General features: G+C 71.6%; 20 protein-coding genes. 14 read left to right on the forward strand and 6 right to left on the reverse strand.

Translation table 11 applies throughout. The features are described 5' to 3' along the window. Window positions 1-209: 209 nt before the first annotated feature. From ABT170_RS22755 to dhaK, 3 genes are all read right to left on the reverse strand, one after another. Window positions 210-620, reverse strand: coding sequence for a PTS-dependent dihydroxyacetone kinase phosphotransferase subunit DhaM (locus tag ABT170_RS22755; RefSeq protein WP_329945152.1), 411 nt, complete (start codon window positions 618-620; stop codon window positions 210-212). Continuing rightward, window positions 617-1,279 carry a dihydroxyacetone kinase subunit DhaL gene (dhaL, locus tag ABT170_RS22760; protein ID WP_351870205.1) on the reverse strand — a complete coding sequence of 221 codons (663 nt, stop codon included), beginning with the start codon at window positions 1,277-1,279 and terminating at the stop codon, window positions 617-619. Before dhaL ends, ABT170_RS22755 begins: the two co-directional genes overlap by 4 nt. 121 nt (window positions 1,280-1,400) lie before the next feature. Beyond that, window positions 1,401-2,393, reverse strand: coding sequence for a dihydroxyacetone kinase subunit DhaK (gene dhaK / locus ABT170_RS22765; RefSeq protein ID WP_329945150.1), 993 nt, complete (start codon window positions 2,391-2,393; stop codon window positions 1,401-1,403). Between the two features lie 1,054 nt (window positions 2,394-3,447). Between dhaK and ABT170_RS22770 the strand changes: the two genes are divergently transcribed. The 4 genes from ABT170_RS22770 (at window position 3,448) to ABT170_RS22785 (ending at window position 7,030) form a co-directional block, all read left to right on the forward strand. Then, entirely contained in the window at window positions 3,448-4,383 is a 936-nt protein-coding gene (locus ABT170_RS22770; protein WP_351870208.1) for an amidohydrolase family protein, read from the forward strand. Window positions 4,384-4,511: 128 nt separating this feature from the next. Continuing rightward, window positions 4,512-5,393 (forward strand): alpha/beta fold hydrolase, encoded by an 882-nt coding sequence (locus ABT170_RS22775; protein ID WP_329945148.1) that lies wholly within the window; start codon window positions 4,512-4,514, stop codon window positions 5,391-5,393. Window positions 5,394-5,652: 259 nt separating this feature from the next. After that, complete coding sequence (locus ABT170_RS22780; protein ID WP_329945147.1) at window positions 5,653-6,219, forward strand: nucleoside deaminase; 567 nt, start codon at window positions 5,653-5,655, stop codon at window positions 6,217-6,219. A 103-nt stretch (window positions 6,220-6,322) separates the two neighbouring features. Further along, window positions 6,323-7,030, forward strand: coding sequence for a M24 family metallopeptidase (locus tag ABT170_RS22785; RefSeq protein WP_329945146.1), 708 nt, complete (start codon window positions 6,323-6,325; stop codon window positions 7,028-7,030). Window positions 7,031-7,251: 221 nt separating this feature from the next. Here the strand turns inward: ABT170_RS22785 and ABT170_RS22790 are convergent, their stop codons facing one another. Further along, entirely contained in the window at window positions 7,252-7,698 is a 447-nt protein-coding gene (locus ABT170_RS22790) for a hypothetical protein (protein ID WP_329945145.1), read from the reverse strand. A 161-nt stretch (window positions 7,699-7,859) separates the two neighbouring features. Here ABT170_RS22790 and ABT170_RS22795 point away from each other — a divergent pair, with 161 nt between their 5' ends. The 6 genes from ABT170_RS22795 to ABT170_RS22820 all read left to right on the forward strand — a co-directional run bounded on the left by ABT170_RS22795 (window position 7,860) and on the right by ABT170_RS22820 (window position 13,837). Continuing rightward, window positions 7,860-9,305: a glyceraldehyde-3-phosphate dehydrogenase gene (locus ABT170_RS22795; RefSeq protein ID WP_329945144.1), complete on the forward strand. Its 1,446-nt coding sequence runs from the start codon at window positions 7,860-7,862 to the stop codon at window positions 9,303-9,305. A gap of 455 nt (window positions 9,306-9,760) precedes the next feature. Further along, window positions 9,761-10,765, forward strand: coding sequence for a DUF6235 family protein (locus ABT170_RS22800; RefSeq protein WP_329945143.1), 1,005 nt, complete (start codon window positions 9,761-9,763; stop codon window positions 10,763-10,765). Between the two features lie 236 nt (window positions 10,766-11,001). Further along, the gene (locus ABT170_RS22805; protein ID WP_266928770.1) at window positions 11,002-11,451 is read left to right on the forward strand and encodes a DUF6423 family protein; all 450 of its coding nucleotides are present in this window, start codon (window positions 11,002-11,004) and stop codon (window positions 11,449-11,451) included. Continuing rightward, window positions 11,448-12,776: an FAD-dependent oxidoreductase gene (locus tag ABT170_RS22810; RefSeq protein ID WP_351870215.1), complete on the forward strand. Its 1,329-nt coding sequence runs from the start codon at window positions 11,448-11,450 to the stop codon at window positions 12,774-12,776. Before ABT170_RS22805 ends, ABT170_RS22810 begins: the two co-directional genes overlap by 4 nt. Further along, complete coding sequence (locus ABT170_RS22815; protein ID WP_351870218.1) at window positions 12,769-13,284, forward strand: DUF6187 family protein; 516 nt, start codon at window positions 12,769-12,771, stop codon at window positions 13,282-13,284. The genes ABT170_RS22810 and ABT170_RS22815 overlap by 8 nt, the downstream gene beginning before the upstream one ends. Before the next feature lie 7 nt (window positions 13,285-13,291). Next, window positions 13,292-13,837, forward strand: coding sequence for a carboxymuconolactone decarboxylase family protein (locus ABT170_RS22820; RefSeq protein WP_329945139.1), 546 nt, complete (start codon window positions 13,292-13,294; stop codon window positions 13,835-13,837). Between the two features lie 73 nt (window positions 13,838-13,910). On the opposite strand, the gene ABT170_RS22825 is transcribed toward ABT170_RS22820, so the two are convergent. Then, window positions 13,911-14,912, reverse strand: a complete 1,002-nt coding sequence (locus ABT170_RS22825; protein WP_351870220.1) for an Lrp/AsnC family transcriptional regulator — start codon at window positions 14,910-14,912, stop codon at window positions 13,911-13,913. Window positions 14,913-15,174: 262 nt separating this feature from the next. Between ABT170_RS22825 and ABT170_RS22830 the strand changes: the two genes are divergently transcribed. The 4 genes from ABT170_RS22830 (at window position 15,175) to pgm (ending at window position 20,455) form a co-directional block, all read left to right on the forward strand. After that, window positions 15,175-16,575 carry a UbiD family decarboxylase gene (locus ABT170_RS22830; protein ID WP_351870223.1) on the forward strand — a complete coding sequence of 467 codons (1,401 nt, stop codon included), beginning with the start codon at window positions 15,175-15,177 and terminating at the stop codon, window positions 16,573-16,575. 215 nt (window positions 16,576-16,790) lie between these two features. Beyond that, window positions 16,791-17,417 carry a UbiX family flavin prenyltransferase gene (locus tag ABT170_RS22835; protein ID WP_329945136.1) on the forward strand — a complete coding sequence of 209 codons (627 nt, stop codon included), beginning with the start codon at window positions 16,791-16,793 and terminating at the stop codon, window positions 17,415-17,417. Between the two features lie 134 nt (window positions 17,418-17,551). After that, the gene (locus tag ABT170_RS22840) at window positions 17,552-18,616 is read left to right on the forward strand and encodes a chitinase (protein ID WP_329945252.1); all 1,065 of its coding nucleotides are present in this window, start codon (window positions 17,552-17,554) and stop codon (window positions 18,614-18,616) included. Window positions 18,617-18,808: 192 nt separating this feature from the next. Then, window positions 18,809-20,455 carry a phosphoglucomutase (alpha-D-glucose-1,6-bisphosphate-dependent) gene (pgm, locus tag ABT170_RS22845; protein ID WP_351870227.1) on the forward strand — a complete coding sequence of 549 codons (1,647 nt, stop codon included), beginning with the start codon at window positions 18,809-18,811 and terminating at the stop codon, window positions 20,453-20,455. A 34-nt stretch (window positions 20,456-20,489) separates the two neighbouring features. Here pgm and rho read toward each other — a convergent pair whose 3' ends face one another. After that, window positions 20,490-21,635, reverse strand: a complete 1,146-nt coding sequence (gene rho, locus ABT170_RS22850; RefSeq protein WP_329945134.1) for a transcription termination factor Rho — start codon at window positions 21,633-21,635, stop codon at window positions 20,490-20,492. Window positions 21,636-21,910: the final 275 nt, after the last annotated feature.

The following is a 21,910-nucleotide window of genomic DNA, read 5'->3' on the forward strand; positions in this document are numbered from 1 at the left end:
GGGGGGGGGGGGGTGTTGTTGCGGGGGGGGGGGCTGGGGGGGCGCCCCCCCCCCCCCCGGGGGGCCCCCCCCCCCCCCCCCCCCCGGGGGGGCCGGGGGACGGGGGGTGTGTCCCCGGACGTCCAGGGGCCGGCCCCGAGTCCGGGCCGGTGCCGGCCAGGGGCCGTTCCGGGGCCGGCCCTGCGCGGATCGGGCCCCGGGCAACGGCCTCAGGCCTTGCGGTATCCGTACGCCTCCGAGGCCGCGGCCTCCACCGCCGCCAGATCCCCGCCCGCCGACGCGGTGACCAGGGCGGCCACGGCGCCCTCGACGAACGGCGCGTCGACCAGACGCGCTCCGGCCGGCAGCTCGTCGCCCTCGGCGAGCATCGACTTCACCGTCAGCACCGCGCTGCCGAGATCGACCAGTACCGCGATCCCGGCCCCGCGGTCGACCGACTCGGCGGCGCGGGCGATCAGTTCGGCGCTTGTCCCGAACCCCCCGTCGGGCAGCCCACCGGCCGCGGCGACGGGCGCGGTGGCACCCCCCGCCGCGAGCCCCCGTGCCAGCTCGGCGACGGACTCGGCCACCGGCCCGCTGTGCGAGACCAGGACGATCCCGACCTGCCCGCGCGCACTCATGAGCCGCTCCCGTCCGTCGTCCCGCCGGCCCCGGCCGTTCCGGTGCCCTCCCCGGCCCCGGGCGGCTCGTCGGCCTCGACCAGCGCGGCGACCAGCAGCGCGGACGAGGCGGCCCCCGGATCCTCGTGCCCGATGCTGCGCGCGCCGAGATAGCTGGCCCGCCCCTTGCGCGCCTGGAGGGGAACCGTCGCCCGCGCACCGGCTCCCGCCGCGTCCCGGGCCGCCCGGAACGACGAACCCAGGGCGTCCGCGGCGGGCAGCAGCGCGTCGAGCATCGTCTTGTCCCCGGCCCGCGCGCCGCCGAGCTGCCCCACAGCCGCGACACCCGCGGAAAAGGCCCCGGCCAGCTGCCCCGACGTCACCTCGGCCGATTCGCCCAGGGCCTTGCCCGTACGGCGCAGCAGCGTCCCGTACAGCGGCCCGGACGCACCGCCCACGGTGGAGATCAGCTGTCGTCCGGCGAGGGTCAGCACGGCTCCGGGCGTCGCGGGGGCGTCCTTGGCCAGGGCCGCCGTCACCGCGGTGAAGCCGCGCTGGAGGTTGCTGCCGTGGTCGGCGTCACCGATCGCCGAGTCCAGTTCGGTCAGACGGTCCGCCTCACGGTCCACGGCAGCCGCCATGGCGGCCATCCAGCGGCGGAAGAAATCGGTGTCGAGCACAAGGTCTCCTGTTCCTCGGGCCGGTCCGGCGCGGGGGATCCCGGCGCCGTGCGCGCCACGGACGGGCGAGGGCGGGCAGTACGGGTGGGAGCCGGGCGGTCGGTACGCGGGGCGCCGGGGCTCAACGGCCCCAGCGGAGCGCGGCAGTCCGCACGGGCGCGTCCCAGAGCCGCAGCAGCTCCTCGTCGACCTGACACAGCGTCACCGAGCAGCCCGCCATGTCGAGCGAGGTCACGTAGTTCCCCACGAGCGTACGGGCCACGGGCACACCTCGCTCGGAGAGCACCCGCTGCACCTCGGCATTGAACCCGTACAGCTCCAGCAGCCCGGTCGCCCCCATGCCGTTCACGAGCACCAGCACCGGTCCGGTGGGCCGGAGGTCCTCCAGCACGGCGTGCACCGCGAAGTCGGCGATCTCCCCGGAGGTCATCATGGGGCGCCGTTCCCGGCCCGGTTCGCCGTGAATGCCGATGCCCAACTCCAGCTCGCCCGGGGGAAGATCGAAGGTGGGGCTGCCCTTCGCCGGAGTGGTGACCGAACTCAGCGCCACCCCGAAGCTCCGGGACCGCGCGTTCACCTGCCGCGCCACATCCGTCACCCGCTCCAGCGACGCGCCCTCGTCGGCGGCGGCCCCGGCGATCTTCTCGACGAACAGCGTCGCCCCCGTACCCCGCCGCCCGGCCGTGAACGTACTGTCGCTCACCGCCACGTCGTCGTCGACGAGGACCTGGGCGACCCGTACGCCCTCGTCCTCGGCGAGTTCGGCGGCCATCTCGAAGTTCAGCACGTCGCCGGTGTAGTTCTTGACGATGAAGAGGACCCCGGCCCCGCTGTCGACCGCGGCGGCGGCCCGCACCATCTGATCGGGTACGGGCGAGGTGAACACCTCCCCGGGACACGCGGCGGAGAGCATCCCCGGCCCGACGAACCCGGCGTGCAGCGGCTCGTGCCCGGACCCGCCGCCGGACACGAGCCCGACCTTCCCGGCCACGGGGGCGTCACGACGCACGACCACCCGGTTGTCGACATCGACGGTCAGCTCGGGGTGCGCGGCGGCCATGCCCCGCAGGGCGTCGTCGACCACGGTCTCCGGGACGTTGATGAGCATTCTCAACGGTTCCTCCTGGGAAGGTTTCCAGTACGGCTCTGAACTCGGGTTCTGCCCGGTCGGTGTTGCGTCGCGGGTTCCGGGCCCCGGCGTTCCGGGGCGGCCTCGGGCGGTGCCGGCGGGGCTGACGCCGGCTTCGCCGACTGATGGACAGGGGACGTGTGTCCTTGCCGCTGCCGCGACGAAGACTCCAGTATCGACGAGACGGGGCCGAGCGACGGTGCGTCGGGCCCGGCGCTTTCGCGCGCCGCACGGGGACCTGGCGTGCGGTGCGCGGGATGACGCGTTCCACGATGACGCACCGAACGGTGTGCGTCATCCGCACTGCGGGAGAGCCGTTCGACGGGCTCTCCGCGCGGGGCGGTGTCGGAAACCGCGGGGTCGTCGCGGACCGCGGCCCGGTCGTGCCGTCCCGCGACCGCGCCCGCGCAGGCCGGCGCCGCGCCCGGCCGGTCGGGCCGAACGGCCGCCCTTCGCCCCGGCGTCTCCCCACCTCCTCCCGCTGAGCCGCCGAGAACCCGCGGCCACGCACCTGTGCCTCCACGATCCGGGTGGCCCGGCGCCAGTTCCGCACCCCGGCCGGTGTGTTGCTCGCCGCGCCGGCCGCCTTCGCCGCCACCCTCGCGGTCACCGGCCCGCGGCCGGCCGATTTCTGCGGAGCCGGTGTCCGCCGCGCCGCCTTCCGGGTTCCGCGCCTGGTGGATCCGCCGCCGAGTGGCCCGACCGACGCAGGCCGCAGGCCGGGAGCAGCCGCGAGGGACGGCCCAGCGGCGGATCGGTCCTGGGGTTCCGTGGCCGCGGGGGGAGCGGCTTGTGGATTCACCCGCACGTTTCCCCTGCCCGGCCGGGCAGGCCAGGTCGCGGAGGTCTCGTCCTCGACGTGCCGTGCGAGCGGACTCTCGGCTTCCCCCGCTCAGGTGATTCCCCGGTCGGGCGCATCCGCTGTTCGGGGCCGGGCCGTGCCGTCCGCCTGGCACGCTTCCCCCCGGGGGTATCTCATGGATCCGGGCCGTTCCCGCCCCGCACCCCGCACCCCGCACCCGAGGAGGCTCGGACAGACGTGTCGGACCCCGAGCGCATCGACGTACACCAGCATCTGGTCCCACCGGCCTTCGGCGCTGTGATGGCCGAGCGAGCCGCGGCCCTCGGCTGGCCGGCTCCCGCGTGGGACGTCCGGAGTGCGATCGCGATGATGGACCGCAGGTCGATCGCCACCGGCCTCCTGTCGTTCCCCGCCCCGGTCGCGGCCCCGGACGACCTGGCCGGAGCCCGCGCCGGTGCCCGGAGCGTGAACGAATACACCGCCGAGGTCGTCAAGGACCGGCCCGATCGCTTCGGCCACTTCGCGGTCCTCCCTCTGCCCGACGTGGACGCCGCGCTCGCCGAGACGGCCCACGCGCTGGACGAGTTGAACGCGGACGGGCTGATGGTCCTGTCCAACGTGCACGGCCGCTACCTCGGCGATCCGGAGTTCGAGCCGCTCTGGGCCGAGCTGGACGCCCGTGCCGCCGTGGTCCTCGTCCACCCCACCGCGCCGCCGATCGCGCCTGTTTCCGGCCTGCCCGGACCCCTGGTGGACTTCCCCTACGACACGGCCCGCACGGCCCTGCACATGGCTCTGAACGGTGTGCCGAGGCGCCACCCCCGGATCAGGATGATCCTGCCCCACGCCGGTGGTCTCCTGCCGTACGCCGCCGACCGCTTCGCCGTCGCCGCCCGTCTCCACCCCGACTCCACCCCCGAGGGCCTGCTGAGCGACCTTCGGCGCTTCTACTTCGACACCGCCATGTCCCCCACCGCCGCGCTGCCCTCACTGCTCGCCTTCGCCGCACCCGGACACGTCCTGTACGGCAGCGACTTCCCCATGCTTCCCGAGGAGTGGGGCACCGGCTTCGACAGCGGGCTGGACGAGTATCCGCACTGGGAACCGGAGCAGCTTCACGCCGTCAACCGTGGCAACGCCGAACTCCTCGTCCCACGGCTTGCCCGTGCCTGACACCGCGGAGCGGTCGTACGGCTCCGGGCGTGTCCGCCGTACCGTGCGGGGCGCGCGGCCGTTCGACGGGCGGGCCGCGTCCGGACACGCGAACGGCGCCTTGCCGCGGGACGGGACGGAACCCCGCTGTGCGCAGTGACATGTTCGAGGCGGACGGAGCGCGTCTGTACCACGAGGTGCGCGGCAGCGGTCCCGCCCTGCTGATGATCAGCGGGGCCGGAGGGGACGCCGGGTACTACTCGGGCGTCGCCGAGGAACTGGCCGACGCCTTCACCGTGATCACCTACGACCGGCGGGGCAACTCCCGCAGTACCGGCCGTTGCGCCGAACCGATGGACCTCGCCCAGCAGGCGGACGACGCACGCCGGCTGATCGAGTCGGTGGCGCGCGGACAGGCTCTCGTCTTCGGCAACAGCGGAGGCGCGATCATCGGCCTCACGCTGGCCGCGCTGCACCCCCAGGTGCTCACCGGTCTCGTCGCGCACGAGCCGCCGGCCGTGAACGTCCTGCCCGACGGCGATCCCGACCGCGGTTTCTTCGGGGACATGGCCGCGCTGTACGCCGAGGGCGGCGCCCCGGCGGCGGGACGCCGGTTCGCGGAGACGACGCGCGGGGAGGGGACGTACCGCTGGCCCGACGATCTCTGGAAGCGGTTCCTGGGGAACCAGGACCATCTCTTCGGCACGGAGTGGCCCGGCTTCGCCGGCTTCCGCCCCGACGGGGCCGCGCTGAGGGCCGCGCCCTTCCCGATGGTGCTGGGCGCGGGCTCCTTTGACCGGGGTACGTATTACGCGCGTCCCGCCGCCGAGATCGCCCGCCGGATCGGTGTGCCGTGGGTGGAGTTCCCCGGCATCCACATGGAGTTCCTGCGCCGTCCGGCGGTCTTCGCGGCAGCCCTGCGAGCGCTGGCGACACAGATGCTGAGCCCCGGGGGCCGGGTGCCCGCCGCATGGCTGGACGAGCACCCGCCGGGAGCAGGACACGGCGACGAGCATCCTCGGGAGCGGTGAGGCGTACGGACGCCGGCCGCTGACCCGGGCGGTACACGACCGGCCGATACCGGGGCGCCCGCAGGGCAGAGACCCTCCCCTGCGGCCCCCGGCCCGCGGGGGCGTGTTCGCAGCGGCTTCACGTGGTCCGGCGCGCGTGGTCCGAGTTGCCCGGACCACGAGGATGGCTGTCTTGTGAGAGGGGACGAATGCATCCATATGCCTTCCCTGCTGTGCGCACGCCGGAGGGGAGGCCGGACCTGGGCGACGGAGAAACGGCATGGCGAAGAAGAAGTTCATGGCCGAGGCGGTACGGCTGGCCAAGGAGTCGGTGGTGAACGGCTGGGGCGGGCCGTTCGGCGCGGTGGTCACCCGGAACGGTGAGATCATCGCCCGCGGCCAGAACCGGGTCCTGCTGACCGGTGACCCCACCGCGCACGGTGAGGTGGAGGCCATCCGCAAGGCGATCCAGGTGCTCAACCCGGAGGCTCCGACCATCGCGGTGAAGTACCGGAACAAGAGCACGCTGAAGCTCATCCGCCGTGAGCCCGATTCTCCCGACCGGGTGCCGAGGCGGGCCCGGATGCTCAAGGGCTGCGAGATCTACACCAGCGGCCAGCCGTGTCCGATGTGCATGAGCGCCATCTACTGGTCACGGTTCGACGCCGTCTACTTCAGCCGCGACCTCAAGGCCACCGAGGAGATCGGCTTCAGCGACGAGTACCAGTACGAGGACTTCAAGAAGCCGATCGGTGAGCGGAGCATCCGTATCGTGCAGTGCTTCCCGGAGCTCGGCAGAAGCGCGTACGACGCGTGGCGGAACAGGCCCGAGAAGCACCCCTACTGAGGCGGATCCGCCGGGCTCCGCCCTCCGGGCGCCTTCCGGGGACCGGCTGCGGGACGGCCTCTAGGATGGGCGCCACGACAAGCGGAGCGCAGGGGGCCATGACATGACGTCGGAACTTTCCGGACCGGATGAGGCCGGGCGGGCCGCGGGACTGGTGGCGGCGCAGGAGAAGGCCGTCGCGCTGTTCGCCGAGGTGGAGGCGCGCGGACTGGTCGCGCCCGGTACCGGGGAGCGGGAGGCGAGCGACCGTATCCGGGACCTGGCCAACGACATGTTCGGCACCACCAAGCACTGGCACAAGCGGATCATCCGCTCCGGGCCGAACACGCTGCTCCCCTACCGGGACAACCCGCCCGACCGCGTCATCGGTGAGGACGACGTGGCCTTCGCGGACTTCGGCCCGATCTTCGAGGAGTACGAGGCGGACTTCGGCCGCACCTATGTCTTCGGCGACGATCCGGACAAGCGCCGGCTGCTGGTGGATCTGCCCCGCGTGTTCGACGCGGGGCGCGCGGTGTTCGCGGGGGATCCGGACATCACCGGCCGGCAGCTGTACACCGAGGTCGAGCGGCTGGCGGAGGAGGCCGGCTGGGAGATCGGCATCTGGCACTCCGGGCATCTCGTGGGGGAGTTCCCGCACGAGACGAACGACGGTGCCAAGGCGCGGTCCTACATCACCCCGGACAACACGGAGCCACTGCGGGGCACCGACCGGGCGGGGCGGGTCCGCCACTGGATTCTGGAGCTGCACTTCGTGGACAGACGACGGGGATTCGGCGGCTTCTACGAACAGCTGCTCGACCTGGCCTGACCTCCGCGCGGCCGGAGGCGGGGAAGAGGCCCGGCCCGAGGGTGGGGCCGGCCCGAGGGCCGGCTCCAGGACCGGCCCGAGCACCGGCCGGGTGTGCCGCCGGATCGGGCCGGGCCGGCAGCTCAGGGGTGTGTGCTCCAGAGGGCCGCGGAAACCCTGACTCCGGCGCCGTCACCCCTCACAGCGCCCACCGTCACCCCTCACAGCGCCTCCGGCAGTCCTCACAGCGCCCACCGGCAGTACATCCGGTGACCGGCCGACCGCGCCCGCCCGGCCAGTTCCGCCAGCTGAACCGCCACGTGGGCCGCGGTATCGGAGGCCATGCCGGAGGCGAGCAGCTCATCCGTACCGGCCCAGGGGCCGGCCGCTTCACGCAGGGTCTCGTGCGTGGCCGAGGCCAGCGCCTCCTGAAGGGTGTCGGACACGCTCATGATGAACGCGCTCTCCGCTTCGGGGGACGAGAGCAGCTTCCCCGAGCGGGGACGCCCGACCGCCTCGTCGTAGGTGCAGCCCGTCAGGATCGATTCGAGCCGCGGCATCACCACGACCGGGTCGATGCCCTTCAGCGGCACCACGTCGAAGGCCGAGGCATCCGGTCCGCCCGGTTCGTCGAGAACGCTGACGGCCGCGTCGTCATCGGAGGCCGAGAAGTAGTCACACATCACCATGCCGTGATCCTCGCACCCGGGACTGACAGTCCCCGGTGCGCCCGGTGTGCCCGGACTGCCCGGACTGCCCGGTGCGCGTACCGCGTCTCCCGGCACCGTTTGAATGATCAAAGTGGCATGGGGTTACCATATGAGCGCCGCCTAGCTCGAAAGATAAACCTGTGACTGTCAATGACGACTCGTTCACCAATTGGAAGACCCGCGAGGAGATCGCGGAGTCGATGATCCCGATCATCGGGAAGCTGCACCGGGAGCAGGACGTCACCGTCCTCCTCCACAGCCGCTCCTTGGTGAACAAGTCGGTGGTCAGCATCCTCAAGACGCACCGGTTCGCCCGGCAGATCGCCGGTGAGGAGCTCTCGGTCACCGAGACGCTGCCGTTCCTCCAGGCCCTCACCACGCTCGATCTCGGTCCTTCGCAGATCGACATCGGCATGCTCGCCGCGACGTACCGGGCCGACGGGCGCGGCCTCTCGGTGGCGGAGTTCACCGCCGAGGTCGTCGCCGGCGCCACGGGCGACAACAAGATCGACCGCCGTGAGCCGCGCGATGTCGTCCTCTACGGATTCGGCCGCATCGGCCGCCTCCTCGCCCGTCTGCTCATCGAGAAGACCGGCTCCGGCAACGGTCTGAGGCTGCGGGCCATCGTCGTCCGCAGGGGTGTCGGCCAGGACATCGTCAAGCGCGCCTCGCTGCTGCGCCGCGACTCCATCCACGGCCAGTTCCACGGCACGATCACCGTTGACGAGGCGAACAGCACGATCGTCGCCAACGGCAACGAGATCAAGGTGATCTACTCCGACGACCCGACCAAGGTCGACTACACGGCGTACGGCATCAAGGACGCCATCCTCATCGACAACACCGGCAAGTGGCGCGACCGCGAGGGCCTGTCGAAGCACCTGCGCCCCGGTATCGCCAAGGTCGTCCTGACCGCGCCGGGCAAGGGCGACGTCCCCAACATCGTCCACGGCGTCAACCACGACACGATCAAGCCGGACGAGCAGATCATCTCCTGCGCCTCGTGCACCACCAACGCGATCGTGCCGCCGCTGAAGGCGATGGCCGACGAGTACGGCGTCCTGCGCGGACATGTGGAGACCATCCACTCGTACACCAATGACCAGAACCTTCTGGACAACTACCACTCGGGTGACCGCCGCGGCCGATCGGCGGCGCTCAACATGGTCATCACCGAGACCGGCGCCGCCTCCGCCGTGGCCAAGGCGCTGCCCGCGCTCAAGGCGCCGATCACCGGCAGTTCGATCCGCGTCCCCGTGCCGGACGTCTCGATCGCGATCCTGAGCCTGCGGCTGGCGCGCGAGACCACCCGCGAGGAGGTCCTCGACCACCTCCGCGACGTCTCGCTCACCTCGCCGCTCAAGCGCCAGATCGACTTCATCAGCGCGCCCGACGCGGTCTCCAGCGACTTCATCGGCTCGCGCCACGCCTCGATCGTGGACGCGGGTGCCACCAAGGTCGATGGCGACAACGCGATCCTCTACCTGTGGTACGACAACGAGTTCGGCTACTCCTGCCAGGTCATCCGGGTCGTCCAGCACGTCTCCGGAGTGGAGTACCCGACCTACCCGGCCCCGGCGGTCTGATCCCGGCCGACGGTCCGATCAACCGTCCGGACAGGAGTCTCCTGTCCGGACGGGCGGGCGCGGCGGTGGTGGTGCGGCAAGGATTCCGAGAGGTGTCCGGTTGCCGCCCCGCCACCGCCGCGCCCGCAGTCGTCTCCCGTGCCTGAACAGCCTCGTGAACATTCGTGGGACCGGGCGGGGGCGGACATGTTCGCCCCATCCGCCGATGGGTCCAACACGGACTTGGCGAGGTGGGCCGGTCATCCCGAACACCCCTGGCACAACAGCACTTTGGAAGATGTGGCACCCCCGGGACGCAGCTACTTTGCTAAGTGACGGAAAGTGAAGGAAGTACCTTCCGGCATGAAATGCGAAGATCGCCAAGGGTGAGTACCGCGAGGTCACCGAGGCACGGTGGCGGACCTTCCTGTCACCGCTCGGCGCCGTGACCGTGCCGATGGATTCTGGGGGTAGGGATGCGTCAATTCGCTGTGCGGGCCGAGCGCGGAACGGTCGGCTTCTTACCGGTGCGAGCCCTGATCAACACGGGTGTCACGGCCACGTGGCCCCGGCAGGCGCGCGTCGGTCTGAGGCTGATCGCCCCCGAGGACCCCGCGTGTGCCGCGAACGAGGACGACGGGAGCCGCGCCGAACGCATGCGGCGCCACGGAGCGGGGCGGTTCCCGCACCGCGACCGGGTGGTCCACAGCCTCCGGGAGATCGGGCTGGCGTGGCTCGACCAGATGGGCCCCTGCCGTGTCGATGTGGTCGACGCGGACCTGCTCGACGAGGGGAGCCGGCTGTTCTTCGCGATCCTCGACGAACTGGGGGAGGGGATGATCACGCTCCACCGGCCGGCGGATCGTGTCGTGGAGCCGGAAGGCCTGATTCCCACGGCGGCCAGCCCCCGCGAACGCCACATCGAGCTCCTCGCGTCCTCGGCGGGCCGGCTGAGCGGGGAGGAGGCCGACTTCCTGTACCGCCAGGCGGTCGGCTACCTGGGCACCGGGGACGGCTGGACCGCGGAGCGCATTCTGCGCACGGTCCAGCGACACCGCCCGACCCCCGCCGGCCGGGCCAAACTGCAGGTTGCCCGCACCATGCTCGGCCACCCCCCGGGCGTGGGCCACCCCTCCGGGAGCCAGGCGCCTGTGCGGCGTCCGGCCGGGGCCGACACGGCCGCACGCGGACCGCTCCGGCTGACCGCGGGATGGGAGCTGCTGGAGCGCTGGTCGCGCACGGCCTGCCAGATCCACCGCAACGCGGTGCACAAGGCCCTCTTCGCCATTGCCGACCGATCGGTGTTCCGGGCGTACGAGACCGACGACGTCCCCGGCCGGCCGCTGGAGTTCTCCGTCCTGGTGAGGGACGGGCTCTTTCTCAAGATCCGCATTCGCGACCTGGACACCTTCGAGATCACCCATGTCGGTGCCCATGGCGAGGCACCTGGAAGGGAGGGGGGAACTCTCCGGGCGGCTTGAATCGTTCCCCGTGAGGGCCGGTGTCGAACCCCCAACACCGGCCCGAACAACTGTGCTTGACAGGGTGCAGGGCCTGTGAAAATGTCGTGGGCACTTGCGACACCTGGCTTCCTTTTCGAGAAATCGGGGAGATTTTGATGGCGCCACTGGAAGTGTCCGGAATAGACGTTTCCTCGCGGGTCCGGGCCCGTGATATTCAAATGGCGGGCGTCGCGGACATTCGCCGTCATGTGCTGATGATTTCCGGTGCGATCGACACCGTCGACCACGATGTCTCCGTCTGTGTGAATCTCCCCGAGCCGGGTCGCTGGCAGATCATCAAATCCGAGACCAACCTGACGGACCGTACGTGGGTGGCCATGCAGGCGGCCACCGACGAGGACTCCGTGTTCGTCGACGACGCCGACACCCTGGTGATGTCGCGTCAGTTCTCCAAGTCCTTCATCACCCCCGATCAGCGTCGGCTCACGTTCTACGGCGGCGAAGTGCGCCCAGGCGAAGCCGTGGTGAAGATGTATTCCCTGGAGACCACGGGCCGACGGCCCACCTACGCGTACTCCCGGTACAGCCCGATCGCCACGGACAGCCCGGAGACCAGCGCCAGGACGCTGGAGCAGCTGGTCGCCGAGGGAATGCCCCAACGCCCGGTCATCGAGGTCATCGTCCCGGTGACGGTCATCGGGTGATCACCTTCGTCCCCGAGCCCCACCTGCTGGAATCGCCCCGTGGGCGCGACTGGCCCCCCGCCCCGTACAGCACGCCCACCGCTCCGCCACCCGCCGAAGCGGACGTGGTCATCGTCGGTGCCGGCCCCGCGGGACTGGCCGTCGCGTCCGCGCTCTGGCACCTCGGCGTGCGCGATGTCGCCCTTCTCGACCGGGAAGGCCGGCCGTGCGGCCGTTTCTTCGACCGCGTCGACGTTCTGGGGCAGCGGGTCCTGCGCTCGCCCTACGAGCACCACCCCGGAGTCGAGGGCTACCGCGACTGCGAACTGCTCGACTACGCCCGCCTCCACTGGTCGCGGCTCACGCCCGTCGAGCGCCGCGAGATCCGTATGGCCCAGGCGGGGCACCGCTCCGTCGTGCCCGTCGATGTCTTCGAGGCCTACTGCGAGCACGTCGCCTCCCTGCACCATGTGGACGAGCGCACCTGGCGGGCCTCCGTCCGTGAGGTCCGGCCCGCCGCGGACGGCGTCACCGTCCGCGGCGACGGTTTCGCGGTCACCGCCGGGTACACCGTCCTGTGCCTCGGCGAGGAGCGCCGCCCCGCGCCCTCCGACTGGTGGGACGGCGAGGCCACTCCCCACAACGTCAGCTACTGGGACGAGCCGGTGCCCCGGGACGTCCAGCGCCTGGTCGTCATCGGGTCCGGGCTCAGCGCCGCCCACCTCATCACCAACGCCCTCAACGAGGGAACACGCGTGCACTGGGTGCTGCGCGCTCCCGAGGAGCGCTATCAGTGCGCCGACGTCAACGCGTCGTTCTTCCGTGCCGAGGGCCGGGCCCGTTTCGACGGGACGAGCTGGGAGGACCGCCGGATCCTGATGGGCGGACAGCGCCGGGCGTCGGTCATGTTCGAGTTCCGCCCCCTGCTGCAACGCGCCGAGGCCGACGGCCGGCTGACCGTCCACCGGGGCCGTTCCGTCACCGCCGTGGCACCCGGACGGGCCGGCCGCGCCGCCGTCCGGCTCGCCGGCGGTGAAGAGGTCATCGGCGACCATGTCGTGCTGGCCCTCGGCACCACCGTCTCCAACGGTGAACAGCTCCTGCCCCGCGGCATTCCCTCGCCCCGCGACGGCTGGCCCGACCTGGACGAGCAGACCCTGGCCTACCGCAACGCCCCGCGGGTGTTCGCCGTGGGCGCGGCGGCCGGGATGGTGCTGGGCCCGGCCGCCCGCAACATCGACGGCCACCGTGTCGCGACCGCCCGGGTGGCCACCGCCGTCGCCGCGCACCTGGAGGCGTCCGCGGGCCGGCGCCGTACCGAGGAAAGAGTGGCCGCCCGTGTCTGACCGCGACAGCCCCGGACACCGGGGCAGCCACGAGTACGCCGGGCACCACGACGGCCGTGACCGTCACGAGGACGACTACGATCCGCGGTTCTCCCTGTCCTCGGTCGATGACCCCGCGCTCACCGAGACGGGCGTCATGCTGATGGGCCTGGACGCCGAACGGCTCCTGGCGGGCCTCGGCATGGCCACCCTCATGGACGATCCCGCCCAGGTGGCCCTGGCCGTCGACCGGGTCCGGCACGGTGTCGCCGCCTTCCCCGGTTTCGACGGCCTCGTCGAGACCGGGGTCCGCCGCTGGCGCTCCGCCCGTGTGGCCCTCGCCGCCGCCGGCTCAGGGCCACCGGCACCCGCCTCCCTCCGCAGGGCCTGGGCCGAGACGCTGCGCGTGCTCGCGTACTGCGACCTCGGCGACGCGGGCTCCGCCACCACCGCCCACCTCGCCGCCTGCTGGCTCCGCCAGGAGGAGATCGACCGGTGCGCCCGCCGCCCGGCATCCGCAGGGAGCTGACCGCCCGATGTCCTATCTGCACTCCCAGCCCGCCGACGCCGCGCTGCTCGATGTCTTCCGCGCCTACCCGCACACCGCGCGCCCGCTGCTCGACCTGCATGAACAGATCCTGCGCGAGCCTTCCCCCTTCACCGTCGCCGAGCGGGAACTGATGGCCGCCTATGTCTCCGGCCTGAACGACTGCGCCTACTGCCACGGCATCCACACCGCGACCGCGGAAGCGTTCGGCGTCCCCGCGGGACTGCTCACGGCAGCCCTCACCGACCTCGACACCGCTCCCGTCGACGCCCGGCTCAGACCGGTGCTCCGCTACCTGGAGACCCTCACCCGCAAACCGTCCCGGCTGACCCCGCAGGACGCCGAAGCGGTCTACGCCGCGGGCTGGGACGAGCGGGCCCTCCATGACGCCGTCATGGTCGGCGCCCTCTTCAACTTCATGAACCGCATGGTCGAGGGGCTCGGGATCTCCGCCGACCCCGGCTATGTCCCCACCTCCGCCGCCCGGCTCCACCAGCACGGCTACGCGGCCCTCAGCCGCACGCCCCCCGCCTGACGGCCCGCTCGCCGGACACCGTGTCGTATCTCCGGGCGGGACCGGGAACACCCCTGCCCCGCCCTCCGGGTGCTCACGTCCCGGGGCGCTCCGGACGCAGCCCGCCGTGCCCCGTCCGGGCCACGGCGCCGACGCGTTTGACGGTACGCATGACGGGCGCGCTCTCCACCGCGTCGACGCCGTCGAGGGTTCCGACACGGTCGGTCAGATAGCTGTAGAGGTGTTCGTCGTCCGGGCAGAGGACGGAGGCGAGCAGATTGGTCCGCCCGGTGGTCGCCGCCGCGTACACCACCTCGGGATGGTCCGCCAGGGCCGCTCCGACGGCCGCCAGCCGCGAGGGCCGCACCGACATCCACAGAGCCGTGCGGACCTGGTTGCCGAGAGTGCGTTCGTCCAGGTCCAGGGCGAAGAAGAGGGCCCCCGACCCACGCAGGTGCGCGATACGGCGGCGCACCGTCGACTCGTGGCAGCGCGCCTCCGCCGCCAGCGCGGCATACGGCGTGCGTCCGTCCCGGGCCAGCGCGGCGAGCAGGACGTGGTCGAGAGCGGTGAGCACGACCGGAGGCGACTGGGCGTCGGGTGACGGGTACGGGGGAGCGAGCGCGGCAGCCGCCTCCCGGCTCAGCACGGACGCCGGGCCGGCCCAGCCGGTCGGACCTCCCTTGAAGAGCCGCAGCAGCCGGTGCGCGGAGACCGAGGTGACCCGGCGGCTCGCCGGAATCGTGTTCATCAGCAGTGTGTCCCGGTCCTGGTCGCTGTGGACCGCGAGATGGCTGATGATCTCCGTTCCGCCGGAGGCGAGCTGGACCCAGCGGGTGTCCGAGCGCTCGGCCAGCGCCCGCGCGAGGCCGAGCGAGGCACTGGGCACACAGATCAGCCGCAGGATCCACACGGACTGTCCGACGGGCCGGGGATTGAGCCGGCCGACGACACGGAGCCCGGCCGTCTCGTGCAGGCGGGCGTAGTGGCGGGCGATCATCTGGTCCGAGACGCCCAGCGCCGAGGCGATCCGGCGCAGCGGCGCGCGCCCGTCGATCTCCAGTGCATGAATGAGCTGCAGATCGAGGCTTTCCATGGATCACGACTCTAGTCCGCGCAGAAACCGGCAGGGCGGTCCGCACTCGTTGAGCACGGCCGTGGTCGGTCGGGATTCTCGATGTGCAGGCACCCCGCGCGCTCATCATCCACGCGGAGCCGCTTCCCCGCGGCATCGCTCCACGCGCGGCTGCCGACAGCACGGAAGAGATCGGAAGAGGAGGACGGAGAGACCGGGCGCACTGTCCGGCTCCCGACGGCACATGACCGCATTCAAGGATCTTCGGCACTACATCGACCGCATGACCGAAACACTCGGAAAGGACGAGGTCCTCCGGATCGACGGCGCGGACCGCGATCTGGACATCGGAGGCATCACCGAACTGCTGGCGGAGCAGGAAGGCCCCGCCCTGATGTTCGACAACATTCCCGGCTTCCCGGCGGGGTACCGGGTCTTCACCAATTTCATGGGGACGGCCGCCCGTACGGCGGTGGCCCTCGGCCTGCCCGCCGACACACCCAAGCTCGACATCGTGCGGGCCTGGAAGGACCTGAGCAAGCGGATCGAGCCGGTCCCGCCGGTGGACGTCACCACGGGACCGGTCCTGGAGAACGTCCTGACCGGCGAGGACGTGGACCTCGGCATCTTCCCCGCGCCGCGCTGGCACGACGGGGACGGCGGCCGCTACATCGGTACCGCCTGCATGGTCATCACCCGCGACCCCGACAGCGGCTGGGTCAACGTCGGCACCTACCGGGCCTGTGTCCAGGGCAAGGACCGGCTCTCCCTGTGGATGCTCGGCAACCGGCACGCCAGGGCCATCGCGGAGAAGTACTGGGAGCGCGGCCGGAGTTGCCCGATCGCGGTGGTGGTGGGACAGGACCCGATCCTCTCGACCGCCGCGGCGATCGCCGCACCCTCCGGAATGTCGGAGTACGACCTCGCCGGCGGGCTGCGCGGCCAGGGGGTCGAGGTCCTGTACCCGCCGGGCAGCGAACTGCCCGTCCCGGCCCACGCGGAGATCGTGATCGAGGGCGAACTGCCGCCGCTCGACGAGGAGTCCGTACTGGAGGGCCCCTTCGGGGAGTGGACCGGCTACTACACGCACTCGGGCCAGGAGACCGTCGTGCGTGTCACACGGATCCTGCACCGCGACGATCCGATCATCCTCGGCGCCCCACCGATGCTCCCGACCGTGCCCGCCGGTGACCAGGCCGTCCCGCTGTACTCGGCATCGGTGACCTGGGACCACCTGGAAGCCTCCGGAGTGCAGAACGTCCAGGGCGTGTGGGGTTACGCGCGCCAGCTCATGATGGTCGTCTCCATCAAGCAGACCGGGGCGGGCGACGCCATGCACGCGCTGCTCGCGGCAGCCGGGCGCAGGCGCACCGGCGGCATGGAACGGTACTTCGTCGTGGTCGACGAGGACATCGATGTCACCGATATCCATCACGTCCTGTGGGCGGTGTTCACCCGGGTCGATCCGTCCGAGTCCCTCCAGGTGCTGCGCGCCCCCACCACCGCCATCGACCCGAGGCTCTCGCCCGACAAGCGGGTCGCGGGTGATCTCGCGATGGGCATCGTGCTGATCGACGCGACCAAGCCGTTCGCCTGGAAGGACCGCTATCCGGCGGCCAACCGGTTCGACGAGCCGGCCCGCCAGGAGCTGCGCGCACGCTGGAAGGGCCTCCTGCCGCTGTAAGCCATCGGCACCGCACCGAGCACCCCGACCGGGCGCCGGGTACCCAGTACCCAGCACGTCGGGAATCTCCGGGGAGGACGGCCGCCACGGGCCGCCTCCCCGGGCCCGGCCCGGACACCCGCACAGCCGGTCATCCGCTCGGCCGGTCCAGCCCATCGCCCCGACGCGACGCGAGCCGTCCGTCCCCGACCCGCCCACCGCACCAGGAGCCCGCTGTGATCACCACACCCCCCACCCGCCTCGTCGTCGGAGTCACCGGCGCCACCGGCGCCCCGCTCGCCGTCCGGCTGCTGGAGATCCTGAGGGACGTGCCGGAGGTGGAGACCCATCTCGTGCTGAGCACCTGGGCCCGCTCCACCATCGAGGTGGAGACTTCACGCACCAGTCGCCAGCTCTCCGAACTCGCCGATGTGACGCACAAGTTCGGGGATCAGGGCGCCACGATCTCCTCCGGCTCGTATCCGGCCGCGGGGATGGTCATCGTCCCGTGCAGCATGAAGACGCTCGCCTCGGTCCGGCACGGACTCGCCGACAACCTCATCTCCCGCGCGGCCGATGTGATGCTCAAGGAGCGGCGCCCGCTGGTCCTCGTACCGAGGGAGACGCCGCTGAGCGAGATCCATCTGGAGAACATGCTCGCTCTCTCCCGTATGGGGGCCCGCATCGTCCCGCCGATGCCGGCGTTCTACGACGCGCCGCGCAGCATCGGTGACCTCGTGGACCATATCGCCATGCGGATCCTCGACCAGCTGCCCCTGCCCCCGGCCGTCGCGGACATCGCGGAGCGCTGGCGGGGCCTCGCCGACGCCCGTCGTGGGCGCCCCGCGGTGTCCACCCCGTGACCCACGCTTGGTCCAGACCTATTGACCGAAGGTCTGGACCACTTTACCGTTTGGCAGGGTCACGACATGGGTGGGCCGGGCGCGACCCCTTCGCGCCGGGCGGCGGCAGGCCCTGGCTGGAGAGGACACAGATGATGGGTCGGACGTCACGTCTGCTGGGCATCGGCCTGGCAACGGCATTCGCCGTGCAGATGCTGGTCGCGGCGGCACCGCCGAGCGCACCGCCGAGCGCGCCGCAGGAGGAGACCTGCGCGGTGAAGTCGAAGCCCGCGGGCAAGGTGCTCCAGGGCTACTGGGAGAACTGGGACGGTGCGGCGAACGGGGTGCACCCGCCGCTGGGCTGGATCCCGGTCACCGACTCCCGTATCACGGCACACGGTTACAACGTCATCAACGCCGCCTTCCCCGTCATCCGCTCGGACGGAACCGTCCTGTGGGAGGACGGGATGGACTCGACGGTCAAGGTGGCCACCCCCGCGGAGATGTGCCGGGCCAAGGCATCGGGCCTGACCACTCTCATGTCGATCGGCGGTGCGACGGCCGGGATCGACCTCAGCTCCACCGCGGTCGCCGACCGCTTCGTCGAGACGGTGGTGCCGATCCTCAAGAAGTACAACTTCGACGGCATCGACATCGACATCGAGACAGGTCTCGTCGGTACGGGAAACATCAACCAGCTGTCGCCCTCCCAGTCCAACCTCATCCGGATCATCGACGGCGTGCTCGCGCGGATGCCGTCGAACTTCGGCCTGACGATGGCTCCCGAAACGGCGTACGTCACCGGCGGCAGCGTGGTCTACGGCTCGATCTGGGGCGCGTACCTGCCGATCATCAAGAAGTACGCGGACAACGGCCGCCTCTGGTGGCTGAACATGCAGTACTACAACGGCAGCATGTACGGCTGCGCCGGTGACTCGTACTCCGCGGGAACGGTCCAGGGCTTCACCGCCCAGACGGACTGCCTCAACGCCGGGCTCGTCATCCAGGGCACCACGATCAAGGTGCCCTACGACAAGCAGGTGCCCGGACTGCCCGCGCAGCCCGGTGCCGGAGGCGGCCATATGCCGACCGGCCTCGTCTCCCAGGCCTGGAACCACTACAACGGCGCGCTGAAGGGCCTGATGACCTGGTCCCTCAACTGGGACGGTTCGAGGGGCTGGACCTTCGGAGACAACGTGAAGTCCCTGCAAGGGCGTTGAGCCACCCGGCGCACCGGACGGCATCAGCCGCGTCCGGTGCGCCGCGCTCCTCGCCGTCGGTCCACGGCGTGAACCGGCCGGGGCGGCCGGGGCCGTCGGAGCCGGAGCCGCGGATCGGGTACATATCGTGGTGCCCGGCCGACCCGGGTGATGGCACCGGTGCGGACCGACCGACGACAACGAGGAGAACCGATGGTGCACGAACGGGCCGGGCAGCCGGCACAGCCGGGAGACCTGGTCGACGTGGCACGGCTGGTGACGGCCTATTACGCCCTTCACCCCGACCCGGCGGAACCGGCCCAGCGCGTCGCCTTCGGCACTTCGGGACATCGCGGCTCGGCCCTCGCGGCAGCCTTCAACGAGGACCACATCGCCGCCACCACACAGGCGATCTGTGAGTACCGGGCCCTGCGGGGCACCGACGGGCCGCTCTTCCTCGGCGCCGACACCCACGCGCTGTCCGAGCCCGCCCGGGTCACCGCGCTGGAAGTGCTCGCCGCCAACGGGGCGGTCGCCCTGATCGACTCCGACGACGGATACACGCCCACCCCCGCCGTCTCGCACGCCATCCTCACGTACAACCGGGGGCGCACCGGTGGTCTCGCCGACGGCATCGTGGTCACCCCCTCGCACAACCCGCCCGCGGACGGCGGTTTCAAGTACAACCCGCCGAACGGCGGCCCGGCCGGCTCGGACGCCACCTCGTGGATCCAGGACCGCGCCAACGCCCTGATCGAGGGAGGCCTCAAGGAGGTCCGCCGCGTCCCGTACGCGCGGGCGCTGTCCGCGCCGACCACCGGGCGCCACGACTTCCTGACCGGATACGTCGACGACCTGCCGTCCGTACTCGATCTGGACGCCGTTCGGGATGCCGGGATCCGGATCGGCGCCGACCCGCTCGGCGGCGCCTCGGTCGCGTACTGGGGCCGGATCGCCGAACGGCACCGGCTCGACCTCACCGTGGTCAATCCGCTCGCCGACCCGACCTGGCGGTTCATGACGCTGGACTGGGACGGCAGGATCCGGATGGACTGCTCGTCACCGCACGCCATGGCCTCGCTGATCGCGCAGCGCGACGCCTACACGATCTCCACCGGGAACGACGCCGACGCCGACCGGCACGGCATCGTCACCCCGGACGGCGGTCTGATGAACCCCAACCACTATCTGGCCGTGGCCATCCGCTATCTGTACACGCACCGCGACGGCTGGCCCGCCGGTACGGGCATCGGCAAGACGCTGGTCTCCTCCTCCATGATCGACCGTGTCGCGCACGAGCTGGGCCGTCCGCTGGTCGAGGTACCGGTGGGCTTCAAGTGGTTCGTCGACGGGCTCTTCGACGGAACCCTGGGCTTCGGCGGCGAGGAGTCGGCGGGTGCCTCGTTCCTGCGCCGGGACGGACGGGTCTGGACGACCGACAAGGACGGCATCCTGCTCGCCCTGCTGGCCTCCGAGATCACCGCCGTCACCGGATCCACCCCGTCCCAGCACTACGGCGAGCTCACGGCCCGCTTCGGCGACCCGGCCTACGCCCGGGTCGACGCGCCCGCGACACGGGAGGAGAAGGCGGTACTGGCCCGGCTCTCCCCGGACCAGGTCACGGCCGGCACCCTGGCCGGGGAGCCCATCACCGCCGTCCTCACCGAGGCCCCCGGCAACGGCGCCGCCATCGGCGGACTCAAGGTCTGCACGGACAGCGCCTGGTTCGCCGCCCGGCCCTCCGGCACCGAGGACGTCTACAAGGTGTACGCGGAGAGCTTCCAGGGCCCAGATCATCTGAGCCGGGTACAGGACGAGGCGCGGGCGCTGGTCTCCACCGCACTGGGCGGCGCCGGCTGATCCGGGGGGCCGCCCACCGGACCGTGCCCGGCGTTCAGGCGCCGGGCACGGTCCGGTGCACCTGACGGAGGAACGTGGCGTTGTCCGGGGTGCGGCGGAGCCTGTCCAGGAGCACCTCCAGGGTGGCCTGCCCGTCCCCCCTGGAGCGGAGGGCGCGGCGCAGTCCCCGCACCGCCGTCAGCGTGGCGGCGGGCAGCAGGAGTTCGTCCCGGCGGGTGCCGGACGGGGCGATGTCGACGGCGGGGAAGACGCGCTTGTCCGCGAGCGAGCGGTCCAGACGCAGCTCCATGTTGCCGGTGCCCTTGAGCTCCTCGAAGAAGTAGTCGTCCGCACGGGAACCCGTCTCGACCAGAGCGGTCGCCAGGATGGTGAGCGAACCCCCCTCCTCGGCCAGGCGCGCGGCGCCGAACAGCTTCTTGGGCCCGCCGAGGGCCGCCGCGTCGACGCCCCCGCTCAGGGTGCGGCCACCCGCGCCCGCCGCGTTGTTGTGCGCCCGGCACAGCCGGGTGAGGGAGTCCAGCAGGATCACGACGTCCCGGCCCTGCTCGACGAGCCGTTTGGCCCGCTCCACGGCCAGACCGGCGAGAGCGATGTGCTCCCGGGCGGGCCGGTCGAAGGTCGAGGCGTACACCTCGCCCCGTACCGAGCGGCGCATGTCCGTGACCTCCTCCGGGCGTTCGTCGAGCAGCACCACCATGAGATGGCACTCGGGATGGTTGGTGGCGACGGCGGCGGCGAGCTGTTGCAGCAGCACCGTCTTCCCGGTCCTGGGCGGGGCGACGATCAGCCCGCGCTGGCCCTTGCCGACGGGTGAGAACAGGTCGATGACCCGCATCGCCGCCCCGCCCGCCGGGGTTTCCAGCCGCAGCCGGTCGCGGGGGTGGAGCGGGGTGAGGTCACGGAAGTGGGGACGGCCGGGCAGGGTCCGGGGATCACGGCCGTTGACCAGGCCGACCGCGGCCAGGACGCGTGGCCGCTCGCAGATGCCGTCGACGGCATCGCCCCTGCGCAGGCCGTGACGGCGGATCAGCGCGGGCGACACCTGGACGTCTTTGGGGGAGGCGTGGCCGCCGCTGACGCGCAGCGTGCCGTGCCCGTTGTCCGTGATGTCCAGGAGACCGGCGGTCCGCAGAGGCCGGTCATCCCCGTGGGCTACGGGGCGTTCGAGTGTGGTGGTCATGAGAGGGGTCCTTTCGCGGACATGGCGCATGAGGCGTCCGGCGAAGGGAGGGCGGCGGAATCACGCCCCGTACCAGGGGCACCGAAGGGGTACCACCGGGTACACGGGCGGCGGAGCGCCCGGACCGGACAGAGGAATCGTGCGAGAAGCTGGATCGCCGGTCCGTGAGGACAGGTGTCGCAGCGGGAGAAAGAGGGATCGGCACCGGCGCCCTCATGAGGGGGCGTACACAAATGCCACTCGCACTGTATCACTCATGCCCGAGACGTGGACAG

It is taken from the genome of Streptomyces sp. NPDC001787 (genome assembly GCF_040297465.1).
Taxonomy (GTDB): Bacteria; Actinomycetota; Actinomycetes; order Streptomycetales; family Streptomycetaceae; genus Streptomyces.